The organism is Pseudomonas parafulva (assembly GCF_002021815.1).
GTDB classification, from domain to species: Bacteria; Pseudomonadota; Gammaproteobacteria; order Pseudomonadales; family Pseudomonadaceae; genus Aquipseudomonas; species Aquipseudomonas parafulva_B.
The window spans coordinates 1,209,137-1,228,964 of the sequence record NZ_CP019952.1 but is presented as its reverse complement, the minus strand read 5'-3'; the positions used below and the strand labels follow the sequence as shown (position 1 = coordinate 1,228,964).

Sequence of the window (19,828 nt, the reverse complement as noted above, 5' to 3'; positions counted from 1 at the left end):
CTTGGCTGACAAGCAGGACGCCCTGGGGCATCCTGTACGCCTTGGCTTCACCCCCGTACAATGCGGGGCTATTTCAACGTCTTAGGCAATCGACACGGCTAACCATGCGCACCAGTCAATATTTGCTCGCCACCCAAAAAGAAACCCCTGCCGACGCAGTGGTCATCAGCCATCAGCTCATGCTGCGTGCCGGCATGATCCGCAAACTGGCTTCGGGCCTATACACCTGGCTGCCGATGGGCCTGCGGGTAATGCGCAAGGTCGAGAACGTGGTGCGCGAGGAAATGAACGCCGCCGGTGCCCTTGAAGTGCTCATGCCCAGCATCCAGCCTGCCGAACTGTGGCAGGAGTCCGGCCGCTGGGAGCAGTACGGCCCCGAGCTGCTGCGGGTCAAGGACCGGCATCAGCGCGATTTCTGCGTGGGCCCAACCCACGAAGAGGTCATCACCGACCTGGCGCGCAACGAGCTGTCGAGCTACAAGCAGCTGCCGTTGAACATGTACCAGATTCAAACCAAATTCCGCGATGAAATCCGCCCGCGCTTCGGCCTGATGCGTGGTCGCGAGTTCATCATGAAAGACGCCTACTCCTTCCATGCCGACCAGGCTTCCCTTCAGGAAACCTATGACCGCATGCACCAGGCGTACACCAATGTGTTCACCCGCCTAGGGCTGGATTTCCGTCCGGTGCAGGCCGACACCGGTTCCATTGGTGGCAGCTACTCCCATGAATTCCACGTCCTGGCGCAGTCCGGTGAGGACGATGTGATCTTCAGCGATAGCTCCGACTATGCTGCCAACATCGAAAAGGCCGAGGCCGTGCCGCGCGAGACCGTGCGCCCTGCCCCAACCGAAGAGCTGCGCCTGGTCGATACGCCCGATGCCAAGACCATCGCCCAGCTGGTCGAAAAATTCGGTCTGCCGATCGAAAAGACCGTCAAGACCTTGATTGTACGCGGCGCCGAGGAAGGCAAGCTGGTCGCCCTGATCGTGCGCGGCGATCACGAGCTCAACGAAATCAAGGCCGCCAAGCTGGAACAGGTGGCGGACCCCCTGGTCATGGCCACCGATGCCGAACTGCGCGAGGCCATCGGTGCTGGGGCAGGCTCGCTGGGCCCGCTGAACCTGCCGCTCGAGTGCGTGATCGACCGTTCGGTCGCCCTGATGAGCGACTTCGGTATCGGTGCCAATATCGACGACAAGCACTATTTCGGGGTCAACTGGGAGCGTGACTTGCCAGTGCCCCAGGTGGCCGACCTGCGCAACGTGGTCGAAGGCGACCCGAGCCCGGATGGCCAGGGTACCCTGGTCATCAAGCGTGGCATCGAGGTGGGTCACATCTTCCAGCTGGGTACCAAGTACAGCGAAGCCCTCAAGTGCCAGGTTCTGGGCGAAAACGGCAAGCCGGTCATGCTGTCCATGGGCTGCTATGGCATCGGCGTGTCCCGCGTGGTAGCAGCTGCCATCGAGCAGAACCACGATGAGAAAGGCATCATCTGGAACGACGCCCTGGCGCCCTTCCAGATTGCCCTGGTACCCCTGCGCTATGAAACCGACGTGGTTCGCGAAGCGACCGACAAGCTGTATGCCGAGCTGACGGCGGCAGGTTACGAAGTACTGCTCGACGACCGCGACAAGAAGACCAGCCCCGGCATCAAGTTTGCCGACATGGAGCTGATCGGCATTCCGCATCGCATCGTCGTCAGTGATCGCAGCCTGGCCGATGGCAACCTGGAATACAAACACCGTACCGAGCAGGATGCCCAGGTGTTGCCACTCGAAGAAGTGCTGACCTTCCTGCAGGCCCGCGTTCGCCGCTGATAATCAATGCACGAGTGATCATGTCCAAGCGAAGTACCTATAAGCTCAAGGGCGCCGCACTGTGCGGCGCCCTGCTCGTCAGCGGCTGCGCCAACCAGATGCCCCAGCGCAGCGACCACGAGGAGCGCGTCGAGCGCAAACTGCTCGAACACACCCTGCAGATCGACGTTGGCGAGCCGAAGGTGATGGAGCTGCCGCAACGACGTGTACGCGTACATGAGCAGAAGCGTTTCGAGGTCACCGAGTTCGAGGTGACGCGCCACTACGACCGCTACACGCCTTACCAACCCTGGCGGGAAATCTACGAGATTCCGCTGGGTGCCGTGGCGGTTGTAGCAGGCGTGGGTGCCAACGTGGTCAACGTCTTCGCCTTGGGCAACCTGCCCCAGAGCATTACCCACGATTGGCTCAGTTATGGCGTGGACGGCCTTAATCCGTTCATGAACGTGCCTTCCAACGGCCGCGCCCAGCAGAACCTGGCAGGTATCAGCGAAGTGCAGAAAGCCAAGCGCGAAGAGGCCACGAGCATGCCGTGGAGCGAGCGCCTGGTGGAGGTCAAGGCCGGCAAGAACACTTATGAGCTGACCACCGACCGTGCGGGCATCCTGCGCCTGAACCTGCTCGACAGCCCCTTCTCGGAGCAGAACCTCAACCATGTCGGCACCTTGCATCTGCAAGTGGTCGATGAGGACAACGCCGTGCGCGGTGACGCCAGTTTGTTGATCAGCGCCACGCTGCGCAACAAGTTGCGCGAAGCTCACGAGCTGATTTTCGACGACCTCGAAGATGATGAGGTGAGCCAGTGGGTGCACCGAGTCAAGCGGCTGTCCGAGCTGGGCCTCGAGGAGGAAGCCAGTGAGTTGGAGCAGAGCCTGATCGAGCTGACGCGCAACGATCCCGAGTTGCAACAGGAGTTCTTGCAGTCCCTGACCAAGGCCACTGGCCGACTGGTGGCTGATCCAGGGCATTGACGCCCGCCTGTGGCTGACCCGCGCTGGACCCGTGAGGGTCTCAACGCGGGCAACTGAGCACTTTTCTTGCGAGCTATAGCGGCGGGAAAAGCTCCAGCTGTTCATGCGCACCGCGCAAGTCCCGCAATCTCACCCCTACACCTAGCAATCGCACAGGTTTACCACCGCGCGCGAACGCTTGCGCCACCAGCTGCCGGTAACTGTCCAAGTCCCTGCCGGCGCCTGCTTGCTCAAGGGTGGTCTGGGTAAAGTCATGGAACTTGACCTTGACGAAAGGCTTTTCCGGCCGGTAGGTGCTGTCCATCCGCTCGATGCGCTCGTTCAGGCTCTGCAGCAATTCCGGCAACCGTGCCAGGCAACTGGGCAAATCCGGCAGGTCGGTGTCGTAGGTATTCTCGACGCTGACCGACTGCCGCCGGCTGTCGTTTTGAACCACGCGATCATCGATACCACGCGCCAGTCCCCACAACCGCTCGCCAAAGGTGCCGAACTCTCGCACCAGCGCCAGGCGAGACCATTCACGCAACTGCGAGCAGGTCTCGATCCCCAGGCGGGTCAGCTTATCTGCTGTGACCTTGCCCACACCGTGCAGACGGGTGACCGGCAGCGTCGCCACGAACGCTTCTATTTCATCAGGCCTGATCACGAACAGGCCATTGGGCTTTCGCCAGTCGCTGGCGATCTTGGCAAGAAACTTGTTGGGCGCCACCCCGGCCGAGACGGTGATATGCAGGGTACGGGCCACGCGCCGACGGATGTCCTCGGCGATGCGTGTAGCGCTGCCGGCATACCATTGGCTTTCACTGACATCCAGGTAGGCCTCGTCCAAGGACAGCGGCTCGATCAGGTCGGTGTAGTCACGAAAGATGGCATGTATCTCTCGAGAAGCCTCACGGTAAGCCTCGAAGCGCGGCTTAACGATCAACAGGTCCGGGCACAACTTGAGGGCGTGACGGGACGACATCGCGGAACGCACCCCGTAGGCACGCGCTTCATAATTGCATGTGGCGATGACCCCACGCCTTTCGGCCGACCCGCCCACTGCCATGGGGCGACCTGCAAGACGAGGGTCGTCGCGCATTTCGATGGCAGCATAAAAGCAGTCGCAGTCGACGTGAATGATCTTGCGCAGGGACATGGATGACCATAGGCACTGTAAATTCATACAGATAATAGCGCATGGTTTGGTGTTCAAACAGCATGGACATAGGTTAGACAGCGCCGGCGTTCACCGTAGGCGCGCTACCCCAGCCCGCGTGCTACAAGGCTAAAGGTCTGAACAAAAAGGGCTTTTCACACTATTTGCTTGACACGGGGAAACAAATCCGTAGAATTCGATCTCACAGGCGCGGGATGGAGCAGCCTGGTAGCTCGTCGGGCTCATAACCCGAAGGTCGTCGGTTCAAATCCGGCTCCCGCAACCAGATTCGAGAAAAGGCCACTGTTAACGCAGTGGCCTTTTTCTTTGCGCGCGTGCAAAGCAATTCGAAAAAACCTCGTTAAATCAATGAGTAGCACTTGACACCACCTGCTAAGACTGTAGAATCCGCCCCACAGACGCGGGATGGAGCAGTCTGGTAGCTCGTCGGGCTCATAACCCGAAGGTCGTCGGTTCAAATCCGGCTCCCGCAACCAAGTTCAAGAAAAGGCCACTGTTAACGCAGTGGCCTTTTTCTTTGCCTGTTTCACGGCACCAGGGTTACCAAGATGCGCCCTGTTCTGTTCAAGCGCTGGCCACAAGATTCCCTAAACGCTTGACATCAAAGTCGTTCGCTGTAGAATGCGCACCTCTGACGCGGGATGGAGCAGTCTGGTAGCTCGTCGGGCTCATAACCCGAAGGTCGTCGGTTCAAATCCGGCTCCCGCAACCATATTCGTCAGAACAAACCCCGCACGTAGCGATACGCGCGGGGTTTTTCGTTTCTACCTCCCTTACTTGCAAGCGATGCCTGCATGCCTTGGCGCACCCCCGATTAGCGGCTGGCGCTGCCCTTGCGTGGATGAACTATCTTTAACCCCTGCCGGGCTGTTATGCGCCCATGGCCGGAGTAATATTGGATACGTTTTCCAAAGGGACTTTCACTTGGCCGCGCCTCTTCTTCACCTCGTGCCTGACGCCCGGGGTAATTCATGACCGCTCAGAACCCTGAACCTACGGTGCCGCTGGCCACAGCGTTGCCCGGAGCCGTGCAGCGCCTGCCCTTGCTTGAACGGATAAGCCGCTATCGTCAGCCGATCGGGCTGGCGGTGACGCTGGTGCTGTTCACCATGGCCTTGATCGCCTGCCGCCACCTGCTGAGCGAGCTGGACATCTATGCCTTGCACGATGCCATGCTCGAAGTGCCGGTGCAGTCACTGCTTGGCGCGCTGCTGGCGACCGTGATCGGATTCGTGATTCTGCTGGGCTACGAGTGGTCAGCCAGCCGCTACGCGGGGGTCAAGCTACCTGCGCGAACGTTGATACTGGGCGGTTTTAGCGCCTTCGCCATCGGCAATGCCATCGGCCTGTCCATGCTGTCGGGCGGCTCGGTGCGCTACCGGCTGTATGCACGCCAAGGCGTGGGTGCGGGCGAGGTCGCGCGCATGACCGTCTTCGCGAGCCTTTCACTGGGTTGTGCACTGCCACCGCTCGCAGCATTGGCCACCCTTAGCAATCTGCCCGCCGCCTCGGCTGCCCTGCGGTTGCCGCAAGGCTTGCTGGCCGGCATCGCGGTTGCCGTCCTGGCCGCCTGCGCACTGTTGGCGGTAGGCCTGTACCGCAAGCGGCTGGCCGAGCAGCCAGTGCCTGACAACTTGCTGGTGCAACTGGGTCGGCGTACGCTGCGACTGCCCGGCGCCCGGCTTACTGGCCTGCAGCTGCTGATCACGGCACTGGACGTCGCCGCCGCCGCTACCGTGCTCTACCTGCTGCTGCCCGAAGCACCCCCGTTCGGTGCCTTCGTACTGGTCTACCTCCTGGCGCTGGCCGCGGGCGTGCTCAGCCATGTACCGGGTGGCGTTGGTGTGTTCGAGGCCATCCTGCTGGCCGCCTTCGCCGATCAATTGGGCGCTGCGCCATTGGCGGCCGCGTTGCTGTTGTACCGCATCATCTATGTGGTGCTGCCGCTTCTGCTGGCCTGCGTGCTGCTGCTGGCCAACGAAGCCCGGCGCTTGCTGTTCGCGCGGCAGGCCATGAAGGCTGCATCCGGGCTGGCAGCGCCTATCCTGGCCATCATGGTATTTCTCTCCGGGGTGGTACTGCTGTTTTCCGGCGCCACGCCCGAGATCGATACCCGCCTTGAGCACATGGGCTTTCTGATTCCCCATCGGCTGATCGATGCCTCCCACTTCGGCGCCAGCCTGATCGGCGTACTGTGCCTGCTGCTGGCCCAAGGCCTGCGTCGGCGCCTGTCGGCCGCGTGGCTGCTGACCACGGTGCTGTTGCTGGTGGGTGCATTGCTCTCGCTGCTCAAGGGGTTCGACTGGGAAGAAGCCTGCCTGCTGACCTTCACCGCCGCGCTCCTGGCCTTGTTCCGCCGCTCGTTCTATCGGCCCAGCCGTTTGATGGAGCTGCCGTTTTCGCCGGTGTACCTGGTGGCCAGCGCCTGCGCGGTGGGCGCCTCGGTGTGGCTGCTGTTGTTCGCCTACCAGGATGTGCCCTACAGCCATCAGCTGTGGTGGCAGTTCACCCTGGACGCCGATGCCCCCCGTGGGCTGCGTGCGGCGATGGGCAGTGCCTTGCTGCTCGCAGCGCTGGCGCTGACCTGGCTGCTGCGCACTGCACCGCCGGTGATCCACCTGCCCGATGAAGCCGAATTGCAACGTGCCCATCGCATTCTGCAGGCATCCGACCAGCCCGATGGCGGCCTGGCCCTGACCGGCGACAAGGCGCTGCTGTTCCATCCCAGGGACAACGCGTTCCTGATGTATGCCCGCCGTGGTCGCAGCCTGGTAGCGCTCTACGATCCGATCGGGCCGGCCCAGGAGCGTGCCGAGATGATCTGGCAGTTCCGCGACCTGTGCGACCTGCACCACGCCCGACCGGTGTTTTACCAGGTGCGTGCGCAGAACCTGCCGTTCTACATGGATATCGGCCTGACCGCCTTGAAGCTGGGTGAAGAAGCCCGTGTCGACCTGCGCCGCTTCGACCTCGACGCCAAAGGCAAGGAGATGAAAGACCTGCGCTACACGTGGAATCGAGGCGGCCGTGACGGGCTGAGCCTGGAAATCCATGAGCCAGGCCATGCGCCGCTGGCTGAGCTCAAGGAAATTTCCAATGCATGGCTAAGTGGCAAGAACGTTCGCGAAAAGGGTTTTTCGCTGGGCCGTTTCAGCCCGGATTATCTGCAACATTTCCGTATCGCCCTGATTCGTTTCCAGGGCCAACCTGTGGCCTTTGCCAACCTGCTCGAGACCCACAGCAACGAGTTAGCCAGCCTCGACCTGATGCGCGCACACCCGCAGGCGCCCAAGCTGACCATGGAGTTCATGATGATCGGCTTGATCCTGCACTACAAAAGCCATGACTACGGCCGCTTCAGCCTGGGCATGGTGCCGCTTTCGGGGCTACAACCACGGCGCGGTGCGCCCCTGACCCAGCGCCTGGGCTCGATGGTGTTCCGCCGTGGCGAGCAACTCTACAACTTCCAGGGGCTGCGCCGGTTCAAGGACAAGTTCCAGCCCGACTGGGAACCTCGCTACATGGCCGTGCCTGCCGGGCTCGACCCGCTGGTGGCTCTGGCCGACACTGCTGCCCTGATTGCCGGTGGCTTGACTGGATTGGTGAAACGCTGATGACCCGACGCTTTTGGCTTTACCTGTTGCTGACCCTGCTGCTGGCCGCCCTGGCCGGCGCCACGGCGTTCTGGTTCTGGACGCGCCCGGCGCCGGATGCACAGCTTGAACAACTTCAAATCAACGATGCCAGCATCACCCGCGTCACCCCAGGCGTGCATCCTACTGCCTGGGTGGCGATCGGCGTACCGCAGGACCAGGCCCTGACCCACAAGCAACTGCTGGACCTTGCCCAGGCGGCCGAGGCGCAATTGGTGCAAGTGGTGCTGCCTGCCGGTGATTGCACCAAGCAGCAGCAAGCCATGGACACGGCCCTGGCCCAGTTGCCGAGCAAACCGACCCTGGTTGCCGGCATTGGCCCGGGTGCCACCCAAGCCTGGCGCTGGCTGGCCAGCCAGAACGACGACAAGGCCCGGGCCATTTCCGTGGGCTTTACGGTCGAGCAGCCAGGGTGCCAGGCCCCCTTGCCCAAGACCGCGCCCCACGGCCACTGGAGCGTGGCGTGGAACGATAACCCGGACGATGCCAGTGCGGCCTTCGTGCGCGACCAGAGCAATGCCGAAACCAGCATCAGCGACTATGACATCCACCTGCCGCAGGTGCTCAAGGCACAGCTGACCCAGGCCTTGGTGGGCCAGGATGGCAACGCATTGGCGATCCCCGTGGTCGAGGTACCTGCCGGTCAAACCACCGATACCGTCACGTTGTTCTTGTCCGGCGATGGTGGCTGGCGCGACCTGGACCGCGACGTGGCCGGCGAGATGGCCAAGCTGGGCTATCCGGTGGTGGGCATCGATACCCTGCGCTACTACTGGCAGCACAAGACACCGGAGCAGAGCGCTGCCGACCTGTCCGAACTGATGCATCACTACCGGCAGAAGTGGGGGACCAAGCGTTTCGTGCTGACGGGGTACTCGTTCGGTGCAGACGTACTGCCTGCCATCTACAACCGCCTGCCGGCGGAAGACCAGCAACGGGTGGACGCTGTCATGTTGCTGGCCTTTGCCCGCAGCGGCAGCTTCGAGATCGAAGTCGAAGGCTGGCTGGGCAAGGAAGGTCAAGAGGCACCCACCGGGCCTGAGATGGCCAAGCTGCCGGCTGCGAAAGTGGTGTGTGTGTACGGGGTGGAGGAAAGCGACGAAAGCGGTTGCACCGACAAGACCGCCGTGGGCGAACGCCTGAAACTACCGGGCGGGCACCACTTCGATGAAAACTACCCGGCCTTGGCCAAGCGGCTGATCGATGAGATCGAGACGCGTCAGGGCAAGTCGAGTGTGGCTGAGCAGAACTGAGGGCTATTGGACGTACAGTTTGCAAGGGCCAGGTCGAGCGCTCGGCACTGATAGCGCGGATCAGGGGTTACCCAGCGCCCTGCATGACCTCATGCCGCGATAAGCTGCACAGCAGCCCCAAGATTTCAGCTTCGCAGCGCATATTGCCGGGGCCGCGCTGCGGCCCATCGCGGCACGAGGGCCGCTCCTACAAAGCCCTGTGAAGCTCCTGACTCAGGCGTTATGCGGTCAGTGTAGGGGCGGCCTCGCCGGGGCGCCGGACCGGCCGCGATGAGCTGCGCAGCAGCCCCAGTACCCTCGCGTCGCCGCAAACATCACCAGGCCCTAGGGGAATCCCCTCAGCCGCTCCCCTACCCTGTTTCAGATCTCAACCTGAGTCCCCAACTCGATCACCCGGTTGAGTGGCAGGTTGAAGAACCTCAAATTGCCGTTGGCATTCTTCAGCAAAAACGCGAACAGGTTGCCTCGCCAGCGCGACATGCCTTCAAGCCTGGACGCGATCACGGTTTCGCGGCTCAGGAAGTAGGTGGTGCGCATGGGCGTGAAGTCCAGCTCGTCCAGGTGGCAGAGTTTCAGCGCCGCCGGCACGTCCGGCTCATCCATGAAGCCGAAATGCAGCACCACCCTGAAGAAGCCATCGCCATAGGCCTCGACCTCGAAGCGCTCCTGCTCAGGCACGCGGGGTCGATCTTCGCTGAGCACCGTCAGCAACACGACCTGGCTATGCAGCACCTGGTTGTGCAGCATGTTGTGCAGCAATGCATGGGGCACGGCATCCGAGCGCGCGGTGAGAAACACTGCCGTGCCCTCCACCCGATGCGGCGGCTGGATGCGGATACTGCTGATGAACAGCGGCAGTGGCAGCGCCCCTTCGTCTATACGTTCGACGAGAATTTGCTTGCCACGTTTCCAGGTGCTCATCAGCAGGAACAGCAAACCGCCCGCCAGCACAGGGAAGGCTCCACCCTGGACGATCTTCGGAACGTTGGCGGCAAAGAACAGCCCATCGACGAACAAGAAGCCGAGCAGGAGCGGCACGGCCAGGACCGGTGGCCACTTCCACAGCAACAACATCACCGCCGCCACCAGAATGGTCGTCATCAACATGGTCCCGGTGACAGCCACGCCATAGGCTGCCGCCAGGGCGCCCGAGGACTCGAAGCCGATCACCAGCAGCACCACGCCCACCATCAACGTCCAGTTGACCGCCGCCACGTAGATTTGCCCTTGCTCGTCACTGGAGGTGTGCTGGATGTGCATACGCGGGATGTAGCCCAGCTGGATGGCCTGTCGGGTGAGCGAGAAGGCGCCGGAGATCACCGCCTGCGACGCAATGACGGTGGCCAGCGTGGCAAGGCCGACCAGCGGCAGCAAGGCCCAGCTAGGGGCCAACAGGTAGAACGGGTTGCGCGCGGCCTCGGGGTTTTGCAGCAGCATGGCGCCCTGGCCGAAGTAGTTGAGCACCAGTGCCGGCAGCACCAGGGCGAACCAGGCCCGTGCGATCGGCTTGCGGCCAAAATGCCCCATGTCGGCGTATAGGGCTTCGGCACCGGTCAGCGCCAGCACCACCGCGCCGAGGATGGCCACCCCCATGCCGGGGTGGACGATGAAGAAATTGACTGCCCAACCGGGGTTGAAGGCGCGCAGCACTTCAGGCGTCTGTGCGATGCCATGACCCCCCAGCGCGGCCAGCACCATGAACCAGATGACCATGACCGGGCCGAACAGCTTGCCGATCTTTTCAGTGCCATGGCGCTGCACCAGAAACAGCGCCACCAGCACCACCAGGGACACCGGGACCACCCAATGATCGATGCCATCGAAGGCCAGGCCCAGGCCCTCGACGGCCGAGAGCACCGAAACGGCCGGGGTGATCATGCTGTCGCCATAGAACAGCGAGGCACCGATCAAGCCGCAGATCACCATGAGGGTCCGCAGGCGCGGATGCGCCGCCGTGGCGCGCCGCGCCAGCGCGGTCAGGGCCATGGTGCCGCCCTCCCCCTGGTTGTCGGCACGCAGGATGAACACCACGTACTTGAACGACACCACCCACAGCAGCGACCAGAGGATCAACGACAGGATCCCCAGCACACCGTCGTGATTGACCTGCACCCCGTAACCGCCCGTGAACACTTCCTTCAAGGTATACAGCGGGCTGGTGCCGATATCGCCATAAACCACCCCGACCGCCGCCACCAGCAGGCCCAGCGACCGGGTCGCCCCCTGCTTCGCTGCGTGCCCGCCCTCGGCGTGACTGCTTGCCTGAACCATCGACCACTCCCGCAAAAGGCCCTCACGGCCACTGTTGTCAGCGTGCATGCCAGGTCGCCCATCCGGGCCTGGCGTAACGGCGCGAAGCATAGCGCAGCGTTCGTCGTATTTGTGCTGGTCAATCGACCCATCGCTCGCTAGAATTGCGCACTTTTTGATCAGAGGCGCCAAAAGCGCCCGTCAAGATCGCCCCCGATCACCGCTGGGCGACCTGTATTCAATGCCGAGGTTAGTCATGTCCACCACGCCCGCCACCCCCAAGGTCGGTTTCGTCAGCCTGGGTTGCCCCAAAGCCCTGGTCGATTCCGAGCGCATCCTGACCCAGTTGCGCATGGAAGGCTATGAAGTCGTGCCAACGTACGAGGATGCCGACGTGGTGGTGGTCAACACCTGCGGTTTCATCGACAGCGCCAAGGCCGAATCGCTCGAAGTGATCGGTGAAGCCATCAAGGAAAACGGCAAGGTGATCGTCACCGGCTGCATGGGTGTCGAGGAAGGCAGCATTCGCGATGTGCACCCAAGCGTGCTTTCGGTGACCGGCCCGCAGCAGTACGAGCAGGTGGTCAACGCCGTGCACGAAGTGGTGCCGCCGCGTCAGGACCACAACCCGCTGATCGACCTGGTGCCGCCGCAAGGGGTCAAGCTCACGCCGCGCCACTATGCCTACCTGAAGATTTCCGAAGGCTGCAACCACAGCTGCAGCTTCTGCATCATCCCGTCGATGCGTGGCAAACTGGTCAGCCGCCCGGTGGGCGAGGTGCTGAGCGAGGCCGAGCGCCTGGTCAAGGCCGGGGTCAAGGAAATTCTGGTGATTTCCCAGGACACCAGCGCCTACGGCGTAGACGTCAAGTACAAGACCGACTTCTGGAACGGCCGGCCGGTCAAGACCCGCATGCTCGAGTTGTGCGAGGCCCTGAGCAGCCTGGGTGCGTGGGTGCGCCTGCACTATGTGTATCCGTACCCCAATGTAGACGACGTGATCCCGTTGATGGCTGCCGGCAAGATCCTGCCGTACCTGGACATTCCGTTCCAGCACGCCAGCCCCAAGGTGCTCAAGTCGATGAAGCGCCCGGCCTTCGAAGACCGGACCCTGGCCCGCATCAAGCAGTGGCGCGAGCAGTGCCCGGAGCTGGTCATTCGTTCGACCTTCATCGTTGGCTTCCCAGGGGAAACCGAGGAAGACTTCCAGTACCTGCTGGACTGGCTGACCGAAGCCCAGCTCGACCGCGTGGGCTGCTTCCAGTATTCGCCCGTCGAAGGTGCACCGGCCAATGACCTGGGCCTGGCCGACGTCCCGGACGACATCAAACAGGATCGCTGGGACCGCTTCATGGCCCACCAGCAGGCCATCAGCGCCGCCCGCCTGCAGATGCGCATCGGCAAGGAAATCGACGTGCTCATCGATGAGGTCGAAGAGCAAGGCTCGGTGGGCCGCAGCTTCTTCGACGCGCCAGAAATCGACGGCAGTGTCTTCATCGATGGCAACCATGGCTTCAAGCCTGGCGACAAGGTGCGTTGCCGCGTGGTAGACGCCGACGAATACGACATGTGGGCAGAGCCCATCTGACAGGGCGCCACGCCGGCCTCCTGTCGCAGTGGCGCGGCCCGCCCCGGGTCGCGCCCTCCCCCAGCATCTATCCTTGGTTTGACGGCCACTGGAGCAGGGACCCGATGCGCACCTTTTCGACCCTGGAAACGCCCCATCTCAGCGACTACCCCAAGCTGGTCAGCGTGTGGGAAAACGCGGTACGTGCAACGCACGCTTTCCTGCCCGAATACTACATCGTGCTGCTGCGCGACAAGGTGCTGCGGCGCTACCTGGACGCGGTGATGCTGGTCTGTGCCCGTGGGCCTGATCGCAGCATCCAGGGCTTTGTGGGTGTGGCGGGCGGGCGCATCGACATGTTGTTCGTGGACCCGCAATGGCATGGCCGGGGTATCGGCAAACAGCTGCTGCAGCATGCTGTGCAGGCGTTGGACGCCCTGACCCTCGACGTCAACGAGCAGAACACCCAGGCGCTGGGCTTTTATCTGCACCAGGGCTTCGAAATCGTGGGCCGTTCGCCCAAGGACGGCCTGGGCCAGCCGTATCCATTGCTGCACATGCGCCGACGCGGCACGGCCTGATTGACACAGATTCCCGCCCCTCGCCCGGCGGGAAGGGTACAATGCAGCCTTTCATTGCCTTTGCGAATCGTCGTCATGTCCGAACCCGTCCGTCTGTCCAAACGCCTTGTCGAGCAGCTTGGCTGCTCCCGCCGCGAGGCTGAGTTGTATATCGAAGGAGGCTGGGTGACGGTCGATGGCGTGGTGGTCGAGCAGCCGCAGTTCAAGGTCGAGCAGCAGCATGTGGAGCTGCTGCCCGGCGCGCGCGCCGAGAGCCTGGAGCCGGTTACGCTGCTGCTGCACCAAGCCGCGGGCATGGACAATGAAACCGCCCGGCTTGGCATGAACATGACCAGCCTCAGCGAGGCCCATCGCGAAGGCGTGCGCCCCTTGCACGGGCATTTCACCCGCCAGGCTTGTATAGCACCGCTGGAACCGGGTGCCAGCGGCTTGCAGGTGTTTACCCAGGACTGGCGGGTTACCCGCAAGATCAACGCCGACCTGCGCAAGCTCGAACAGGAATTCGTCGTCCAGGTGCGCGGTGAAGCCAGTGCGCAGATGCTCGAGCGTCTGGCCCGCGGTGTGACCCGCAATGACCGCGAGTTGCCCAAGGCCAAGGCCAGCTGGCAGAACGAAACCCATTTGCGCCTGGTGCTGAAGAACCCGCAACCCGGCCAGATTTCCGAACTGTGCGCCTATCTGCGCCTGGAGTTGCTGGGCATGCGCCGCATACGCCTGGGTGGCGTTTCGATGGGCAAGCTGGCGCTGGGCCAATGGCGCTACCTGATGGGCACCGAACGTTTCTAAGTGAGATGCCGTGCGATGACGTGCGGCACAAGAACAGGATTTTGCAGCAATGAACCACAATGACGTCCTGCGCAGCCTGCGCTACATGTTGAAAGTCAATGACGCCAAGATGGCCGAGATCATCGGTTTGACCGGCCTGGACGTGAACCCTGTCGTCCTGGCGACCTATGTGAAGAAAGAAGAAGAGCAAGGCTTTGTGCGCTGCCCGGACCGGGTCATGGCGCACTTTCTTGACGGCCTGGTCATCTACCGTCGCGGCAAGGACGAAAGCCGTCCGGCACAACCTGTCGAGCTGCCGGTTACCAACAACCAGATCCTGAAGAAGCTGCGCGTGGCCTTCGAACTGAAGGAAGACGACCTGCACGCGATCTTGAAATCGGTCGATTTCCCCGTCAGCAAACCTGAGCTCAGCGCACTGTTTCGCAAGGCCGGCCATGACAACTACCGCCCGTGCGGCGACCAGTTGCTGCGCAATTTCCTCAAGGGCCTGACCCAGCGCGTGCACGGCTGAATGGTCATGCAGCATACGGTGGCGCCGGTGGGGATCGTGCGCTCCTGCTTCATGGAGAAGTTCGCCATTCCGCGCCAGCCGCAGCTGGCACCAGCCGCACGCGGTGTGCTGGAACTGCTGCCACCCTTCGACCAACCCGAGGCAGTCGAAGGGCTGGATCAGGTCAGCCACGTCTGGCTGCTGTTTCTGTTCCACCAGGCCCTGGAAGAAAAACCCAGGCTCAAGGTGCGCCCACCGCGCCTGGGGGGCAACAAGAGCATGGGCGTGTTCGCCACCCGCGCCACTCACCGGCCCAACGGCATCGGCCAGTCGGTGGTGCGGCTGGAGGGTGTTGAACCTGGCCGCTTGCTGCTGTCAGGCATCGACCTGCTTGACGGCACGCCGGTGCTGGACATCAAGCCTTACGTACCCTATGCCGACAGTGTCGAGGGTGCCCATAACCACATGGCCAGCGCTGCGCCAGTCGCCATTCCCGTGCAGTGGGCCAACAGCGCCCTGCCCCAGGCCCGCGAGCATGCGTTGCGGCTGGGCGAGCCCCTGGTGGCCCTGATCGAGCAATGCCTGGCGCAAGACCCACGGCCGGCCTATCAGGTGCCTGTGGCCGAGCGGGTATATGGGGTGAAGTTCTGGGATGTGCAGGTCAGGTGGCACTACCCGCAGACGGATGTGATCTGCGTGCTTGAGGTGGTGCTGGCTTGAAGGTGCAATAGGGCCGCACCTGGAGGTTGTGCTGCCGCCATCGGCCGCAGGCACGAACTGCCGCCCATGAAAAAGGCGACCCGTCGGGTCGCCTTTTTTTGTGCCGTTACGTTGCGATCAACGCGCAGGACCTTCGGCAACGCCCAGGTCATCGGTTGGACGGGTGTCGATCAGCGGACCGCCACCGGAAGCCAACTCCGACGCCAGCGTGTCGTTGTCCATCTCCTTGACCCACTTGGCCACGACCACGGTGGCAACGGCGTTGCCCACCAGGTTGGTCAAGGCACGTGCTTCGGACATGAAGCGGTCGATACCCAGGATCAGGGCCAGGCCGGCAACCGGCAAGTGGCCAACAGCCGACAGCGTGGCCGCCAGTACGATGAAGCCCGAACCGGTAACACCGGCGGCGCCTTTGGAAGCGACCAGCAGCACCAGCAGCAGGGTGATCTGGTGGGTGATGTCCATCGGGGTGTCGGTGGCCTGGGCAATGAACACCGCAGCCATGGTCAGGTAAATCGAGGTGCCGTCCAGGTTGAACGAATAACCGGTCGGGATGACCAGGCCTACCACGGACTTCTTGGCACCCAGGCGCTCCATCTTGGCCAGCATGCGCGGCAGTGCGGACTCGGACGAGGACGTGCCCAGCACGATCAGCAGTTCTTCACGGATGTAGCGGATCAGCTTGAGTACGCTGAAACCGTGGGCACGGCAGATGCCACCGAGCACCACCAGCACGAACAGCAGGCAGGTGATGTAGAAGCACGCCATCAGGTAGCCGAGCTGCACCAGCGAGCCCACGCCGTACTGGCCGATGGTGAAGGCCATGGCGCCGAAGGCACCGATCGGGGCCAGCTTCATGATCATGTTGATGATGTTGAACATGACATGGGCGAAGCGATCGATCATGTCCAGGAACGGCTTGCCGTAGCTGCCCAGGCGATGCAGGGCGAAGCCGAACAGCACCGAGAACATCAGTACTTGCAGGATGTCGCCGTTGGCGAAGGCACCGACCACGGTATTGGGGATGACGTTGAGCAGGAAGCCTACGGTGGTCTGCTGCGCGCCGGCGGCAGCATAGGCGGCCACGCTGCTGGCATTGAGGGTGCTGACGTCGATGTGCATGCCCGCGCCGGGCTTGACCACGTTGACCACCACCAGGCCGATGATCAGCGCGATGGTGGAGACGATTTCGAAATACAGCAACGCATAGCCGCCCGTCTTGCCGACGGATTTCATGCTCTGCATGCCGGCGATACCGCTGACCACGGTGCAGAAGATGATCGGGGCGATGACCATCTTGATCAGTTTGACGAAGCCATCACCCAAGGGTTTGAGGGCAACACCCGTTTCCGGGTAGTAATGGCCGAGCAGAATACCGATGGTGATGGCAACCAACACCTGGACATACAGGGATTTGTAAAGCGGCTGACGTGTCGTCATGGCTGTTTTTCCTCAAGTGTGCCGCGCCACCCTGTTCCAGGGGTGCAGCACCTGAATCGCTAACCCTCCTGCACTTGGAGGGATTTGTCGTTGTGGTAGAGCTGCCTGTTGAGGCCTCTGCCAATAGCGATAGCAAGGGCGATGCCAAAATGCCCAAACCGGGTGCAGGCTGGGCTATTGCTGGCTTTCCATGCCCAACGGCGGGGCGAAACCTGAGCAAGGGTGGCGGGTTTCCGCCCGCTGGCGGAACTGGAGCGGCCCAGATGGCGGAAAACCGCCTGGGCTCATTCCAGATTGAAGGTGATACGGAAGGCGGCGCCACCAAGCGTCGAGTCATCGAGGCTCAGTTCGGCATCGTAGCTGTCGATGATGTCCTTCACCACAGCCAGGCCAATGCCTTGCCCCGGGTGCTGGCTGTCCAGCCGCTCGCCGCGCTCCAGAATGCGCTGGCGCTGATCGGCGGGCACGCCTGGGCCGTCATCTTCGATACACAGGGTCAGCCGTCCGGCTTCTCTGAACAGGCTTACCCTTATCTGGCCCAGGCTCAGGCGGTAGGCGTTTTCCAGAAGGTTACCCAGCAGTTCGAGCAATGCGCCCTGCTCCACGGGCACCCGTGCCTGGTCTGGCACCTGCAAGGTCACCTCCACGTGCTTGTCGCGATAGACCTTGGCCAGCGTGCTGCACAGGCTGTCGAGCAAGGGGCGTAGCACCACGCTATGGCGCACCAGGCCGCTCTTGCGCAGGCTGGCGCGTTGCAGTTGATAGTCGATCTGCTGGCTCATGCGTTCGATCTGGCTCTGCAGGACCCTGGCCTGCTCGCGCTCGCCGTTGTGCTGCTGCAGGCTTTCGCCCACCCCCTGCAACACGGCCAAGGGCGTCTTCAGGCTGTGCGCCAGGTCGTCCAGCGAGTCCCGGTAACGCTGGCGTTGCTCGCGCTCGCTTTGCAGCAGGCGGTTCAGCGAACCGGTCAGGCGCAGCAGTTCGCGGGGGTGCTGGGTACTCAGGCCGTCCCGCGCGCCGGATTCCAGATCGTCGAGCTCGCGGCTGAGCCGGCGCAGCGAGCGCAACCCCCAGGTCAACCCTGCCCAGAGCAGCGCCAGCAGTGCCAGCAAGGCAGCGCCGAAGCCCAGGTAGAGTTTTTCACGCAGGCCGTCGAGGGTGCGCTGGTAGTCGCGTACTGGCTGCAGGGCCACGATGCTGAAGGCAGCACTCTTGCCGCCCAGCAGCTTTATCTCGACGTCATAGACGAAGAATTCCTCACCGTTGGCCTGGTGGATGCGGGCGAACTCGTTTCCGCGGCCATCGTAGCGAGGCTGGTAGTTGATGTTCTGCGCTGCCGTGGCCCGGGACTGCCAGACCAGGTGGCCACTGCGGTCGAAGATGTACCCCAGCAGGCCGGTATAGGGCAGGTTGAAGCGCTCGTCAGGCAACAGCGCCGGCATCTGCAGCTGCCCGTTTTCGATACGCGCCGCCGAGATCAGTGTAGTCACGTCCGAGGCTAGGCGTTGCTCGATCGATTCCTGCAAGGCAAGGCTGAAGGCTTTCTGCAAGGCTGGCAGCAGCGCCAGCATGAACAGCACCGCCAACACGGCAGCGGCCAGCATCAGGCGCACGCGCAGGGATCGAATCATCGGCAGCGCTCGGTGAACAGGTAGCCAAGCCCGCGCACGGTATCGATGGGCTTGAAGCCGCATTCGCCTTCGAGCTTGCGCCGCAAGCGCCCGATGAGCACTTCGATGACGTTCGGATCACGCTCTTCATCGCCAGGGTAGAGCTGCTCCATCAGGCGATCCTTGGCCACCACCTGCTGGTGATGACGCATCAGGTACTCAAGGATGCGGTATTCATAGGCGGTCAGGCCCAGTGGCTGCTCGTCGAGCGTGGCCTGCTTGCGATTGAGGTCCAGGACCAACGGGCCGGCGGCGATGGTTGACTGGGTAAAGCCGCTGGAGCGGCGCAGCAGCGCATTGAGGCGCGCCTCCAGTTCTTCGAACTGGAACGGCTTGACCAGGTAGTCGTCGGCGCCAGCGGCCAGCCCTTCGACCTTGTCCTGCCAGTTGCCGCGGGCAGTGAGGATGAGGATGGGGAAGGTCTTGGCCTGGTTGCGCAGGCGCGTGATCAGCTCCAGACCACTGATGCCCGGCAGCCCCAGGTCGACCACTGCCAGGTCGAAGTGGTACTGCTCGGCCTGGTACAACGCTTCCTCGGCATTGGCGACCGCCTCGACCACGTGGCCACTTTCCCCCAAGCGGGTATAGAGATGATGGCGAAGCAAGGCTTCGTCCTCGACCACCAGCAGTTTCATGTGCAGCTCCTTGATGGATGTGCCTGTACGGTGCCCAATGCTGACAAGCCAGCCCCACCGCGTGCGCCTACCGGCCCGATGGCCCAGCATGGCACTGGTTGGAGCTGGCTTGCCAGACCCGGGTCGCTCAGGATAACGCGACGGGCAGGTCAGAACTTGTAGGAAGCCGCCAGATAGGTCTGCGCGCTGCTGCTCAGGCGCAATGTACCGGCCTTCGGCGTGCCGTGGGGGCTGACTTCGGTGGCGGCATTGGTGCGCAGGTAACGGTAGCCCAGTTCGACCGAGGCCTTGTCGGTAATGTCCTGGATGACGCCTGCCTGCAGGCCGTAGGCGTAACCGTAGTCGGTGTCGCGGCTCAGGCCTGGCGATTCCTGGGACAGCTTGGTCATGCCCAGGGTACCGCCGCCGAACAGCTTGGTGGTATCGCCTACGGGCAGGAACAGGTCATAGCTGCCCAGCAGGTTTTCCTGGCGAAGTTTCAAGCCGCTGTGGTCACCGGAGACGTTGTCGTAGGTCATGTAGTAGCGACCTTGGTCATTGATACGGCCCAGGCGCACGCCCCAGGTACCGTCCTTGGCGATCACGCCGTCGGTGTTGAGGTGGTCGGTGTTGCGCTGCAGCAGGCCTGACTTGCGAACCTTGTCGCTGGTCTGGCCGTAGGTGAGGCTGGCGAAGTTTTCGTCGGCCGCCTGGGCGCTGGTCATGCCAGCGGCGCAGACGGCTACGGCGGCAAGCAGGGTGTTGAATGTTTTCATGGTGAGGTTACTCCAGTCGAGTGCGCTGTTGAGGTCTGGAAGCTAGAGTAAGCAGGGCACACTGAACCTCGACTGAAC

Annotated in this window: 15 protein-coding genes and 3 tRNA genes; 12 read left to right on the top strand and 6 right to left on the bottom strand. The window is 62.7% G+C overall.

Features of this window, described 5'->3' with window-relative positions:
• Positions 1 to 104 precede the first annotated feature (104 nt).
• Positions 105 to 1,820, top strand: coding sequence for a proline--tRNA ligase (locus tag B2J77_RS05460; protein WP_058638510.1), 1,716 nt, complete (start codon positions 105 to 107; stop codon positions 1,818 to 1,820).
• A gap of 20 nt (positions 1,821 to 1,840) precedes the next feature.
• Positions 1,841 to 2,791 carry a hypothetical protein gene (locus tag B2J77_RS05455; RefSeq protein ID WP_058604321.1) on the top strand — a complete coding sequence of 317 codons (951 nt, stop codon included), beginning with the start codon at positions 1,841 to 1,843 and terminating at the stop codon, positions 2,789 to 2,791.
• 73 nt (positions 2,792 to 2,864) lie between these two features.
• On the opposite strand, the gene dinB is transcribed toward B2J77_RS05455, so the two are convergent.
• Positions 2,865 to 3,923 carry a DNA polymerase IV gene (gene dinB, locus B2J77_RS05450; RefSeq protein ID WP_372239215.1) on the bottom strand — a complete coding sequence of 353 codons (1,059 nt, stop codon included), beginning with the start codon at positions 3,921 to 3,923 and terminating at the stop codon, positions 2,865 to 2,867.
• Positions 3,924 to 4,138: 215 nt separating this feature from the next.
• Between dinB and B2J77_RS05445 the strand changes: the two genes are divergently transcribed.
• The 5 genes from B2J77_RS05445 to B2J77_RS05425 all read left to right on the top strand — a co-directional run bounded on the left by B2J77_RS05445 (position 4,139) and on the right by B2J77_RS05425 (position 8,856).
• Positions 4,139 to 4,215: transfer RNA gene (locus B2J77_RS05445), tRNA-Met, on the top strand.
• Between the two features lie 134 nt (positions 4,216 to 4,349).
• A tRNA-Met gene (locus B2J77_RS05440) sits at positions 4,350 to 4,426 on the top strand.
• Between the two features lie 159 nt (positions 4,427 to 4,585).
• Positions 4,586 to 4,662: transfer RNA gene (locus B2J77_RS05435), tRNA-Met, on the top strand.
• Between the two features lie 259 nt (positions 4,663 to 4,921).
• The gene (gene mprF / locus B2J77_RS05430) at positions 4,922 to 7,564 is read left to right on the top strand and encodes a bifunctional lysylphosphatidylglycerol flippase/synthetase MprF (protein WP_078478131.1); all 2,643 of its coding nucleotides are present in this window, start codon (positions 4,922 to 4,924) and stop codon (positions 7,562 to 7,564) included.
• The gene (locus B2J77_RS05425) at positions 7,564 to 8,856 is read left to right on the top strand and encodes a virulence factor family protein (RefSeq protein ID WP_058638512.1); all 1,293 of its coding nucleotides are present in this window, start codon (positions 7,564 to 7,566) and stop codon (positions 8,854 to 8,856) included. Before mprF ends, B2J77_RS05425 begins: the two co-directional genes overlap by 1 nt.
• A gap of 360 nt (positions 8,857 to 9,216) precedes the next feature.
• Here the strand turns inward: B2J77_RS05425 and B2J77_RS05420 are convergent, their stop codons facing one another.
• Positions 9,217 to 11,127 (bottom strand): potassium transporter Kup, encoded by a 1,911-nt coding sequence (locus tag B2J77_RS05420; protein WP_078478130.1) that lies wholly within the window; start codon positions 11,125 to 11,127, stop codon positions 9,217 to 9,219.
• A 235-nt stretch (positions 11,128 to 11,362) separates the two neighbouring features.
• On the opposite strand from B2J77_RS05420, the gene rimO reads away from it, so the two are divergent.
• From rimO to tsaA, 5 genes are all read left to right on the top strand, one after another.
• The gene (gene rimO / locus B2J77_RS05415) at positions 11,363 to 12,694 is read left to right on the top strand and encodes a 30S ribosomal protein S12 methylthiotransferase RimO (RefSeq protein WP_058604326.1); all 1,332 of its coding nucleotides are present in this window, start codon (positions 11,363 to 11,365) and stop codon (positions 12,692 to 12,694) included.
• Between the two features lie 104 nt (positions 12,695 to 12,798).
• A complete protein-coding gene (locus B2J77_RS05410; protein WP_078478129.1) occupies positions 12,799 to 13,254 on the top strand; it encodes a GNAT family N-acetyltransferase in 456 nt (151 codons plus the stop codon).
• Positions 13,255 to 13,329: 75 nt separating this feature from the next.
• Complete coding sequence (locus B2J77_RS05405; protein ID WP_078478128.1) at positions 13,330 to 14,040, top strand: rRNA pseudouridine synthase; 711 nt, start codon at positions 13,330 to 13,332, stop codon at positions 14,038 to 14,040.
• Between the two features lie 49 nt (positions 14,041 to 14,089).
• Positions 14,090 to 14,551, top strand: coding sequence for a DUF1456 family protein (locus tag B2J77_RS05400; protein WP_058604329.1), 462 nt, complete (start codon positions 14,090 to 14,092; stop codon positions 14,549 to 14,551).
• A 6-nt stretch (positions 14,552 to 14,557) separates the two neighbouring features.
• Positions 14,558 to 15,250 (top strand): tRNA (N6-threonylcarbamoyladenosine(37)-N6)-methyltransferase TrmO, encoded by a 693-nt coding sequence (tsaA, locus tag B2J77_RS05395; protein ID WP_078479394.1) that lies wholly within the window; start codon positions 14,558 to 14,560, stop codon positions 15,248 to 15,250.
• 117 nt (positions 15,251 to 15,367) lie between these two features.
• Here tsaA and B2J77_RS05390 read toward each other — a convergent pair whose 3' ends face one another.
• The 4 genes from B2J77_RS05390 to B2J77_RS05375 all read right to left on the bottom strand — a co-directional run bounded on the left by B2J77_RS05390 (position 15,368) and on the right by B2J77_RS05375 (position 19,750).
• The gene (locus tag B2J77_RS05390) at positions 15,368 to 16,690 is read right to left on the bottom strand and encodes a dicarboxylate/amino acid:cation symporter (RefSeq protein WP_058604330.1); all 1,323 of its coding nucleotides are present in this window, start codon (positions 16,688 to 16,690) and stop codon (positions 15,368 to 15,370) included.
• Between the two features lie 284 nt (positions 16,691 to 16,974).
• On the bottom strand, positions 16,975 to 18,321 hold the full coding sequence (locus B2J77_RS05385) for an ATP-binding protein (RefSeq protein WP_058638515.1): 1,347 nt from the start codon (positions 18,319 to 18,321) through the stop codon (positions 16,975 to 16,977).
• Positions 18,318 to 18,995: a response regulator gene (locus B2J77_RS05380; protein ID WP_023536231.1), complete on the bottom strand. Its 678-nt coding sequence runs from the start codon at positions 18,993 to 18,995 to the stop codon at positions 18,318 to 18,320. The genes B2J77_RS05385 and B2J77_RS05380 overlap by 4 nt, the downstream gene beginning before the upstream one ends.
• A 149-nt stretch (positions 18,996 to 19,144) precedes the next feature.
• Positions 19,145 to 19,750: an outer membrane beta-barrel protein gene (locus tag B2J77_RS05375; RefSeq protein WP_078478127.1), complete on the bottom strand. Its 606-nt coding sequence runs from the start codon at positions 19,748 to 19,750 to the stop codon at positions 19,145 to 19,147.
• Between the last annotated feature and the right edge of the window lie 78 nt (positions 19,751 to 19,828).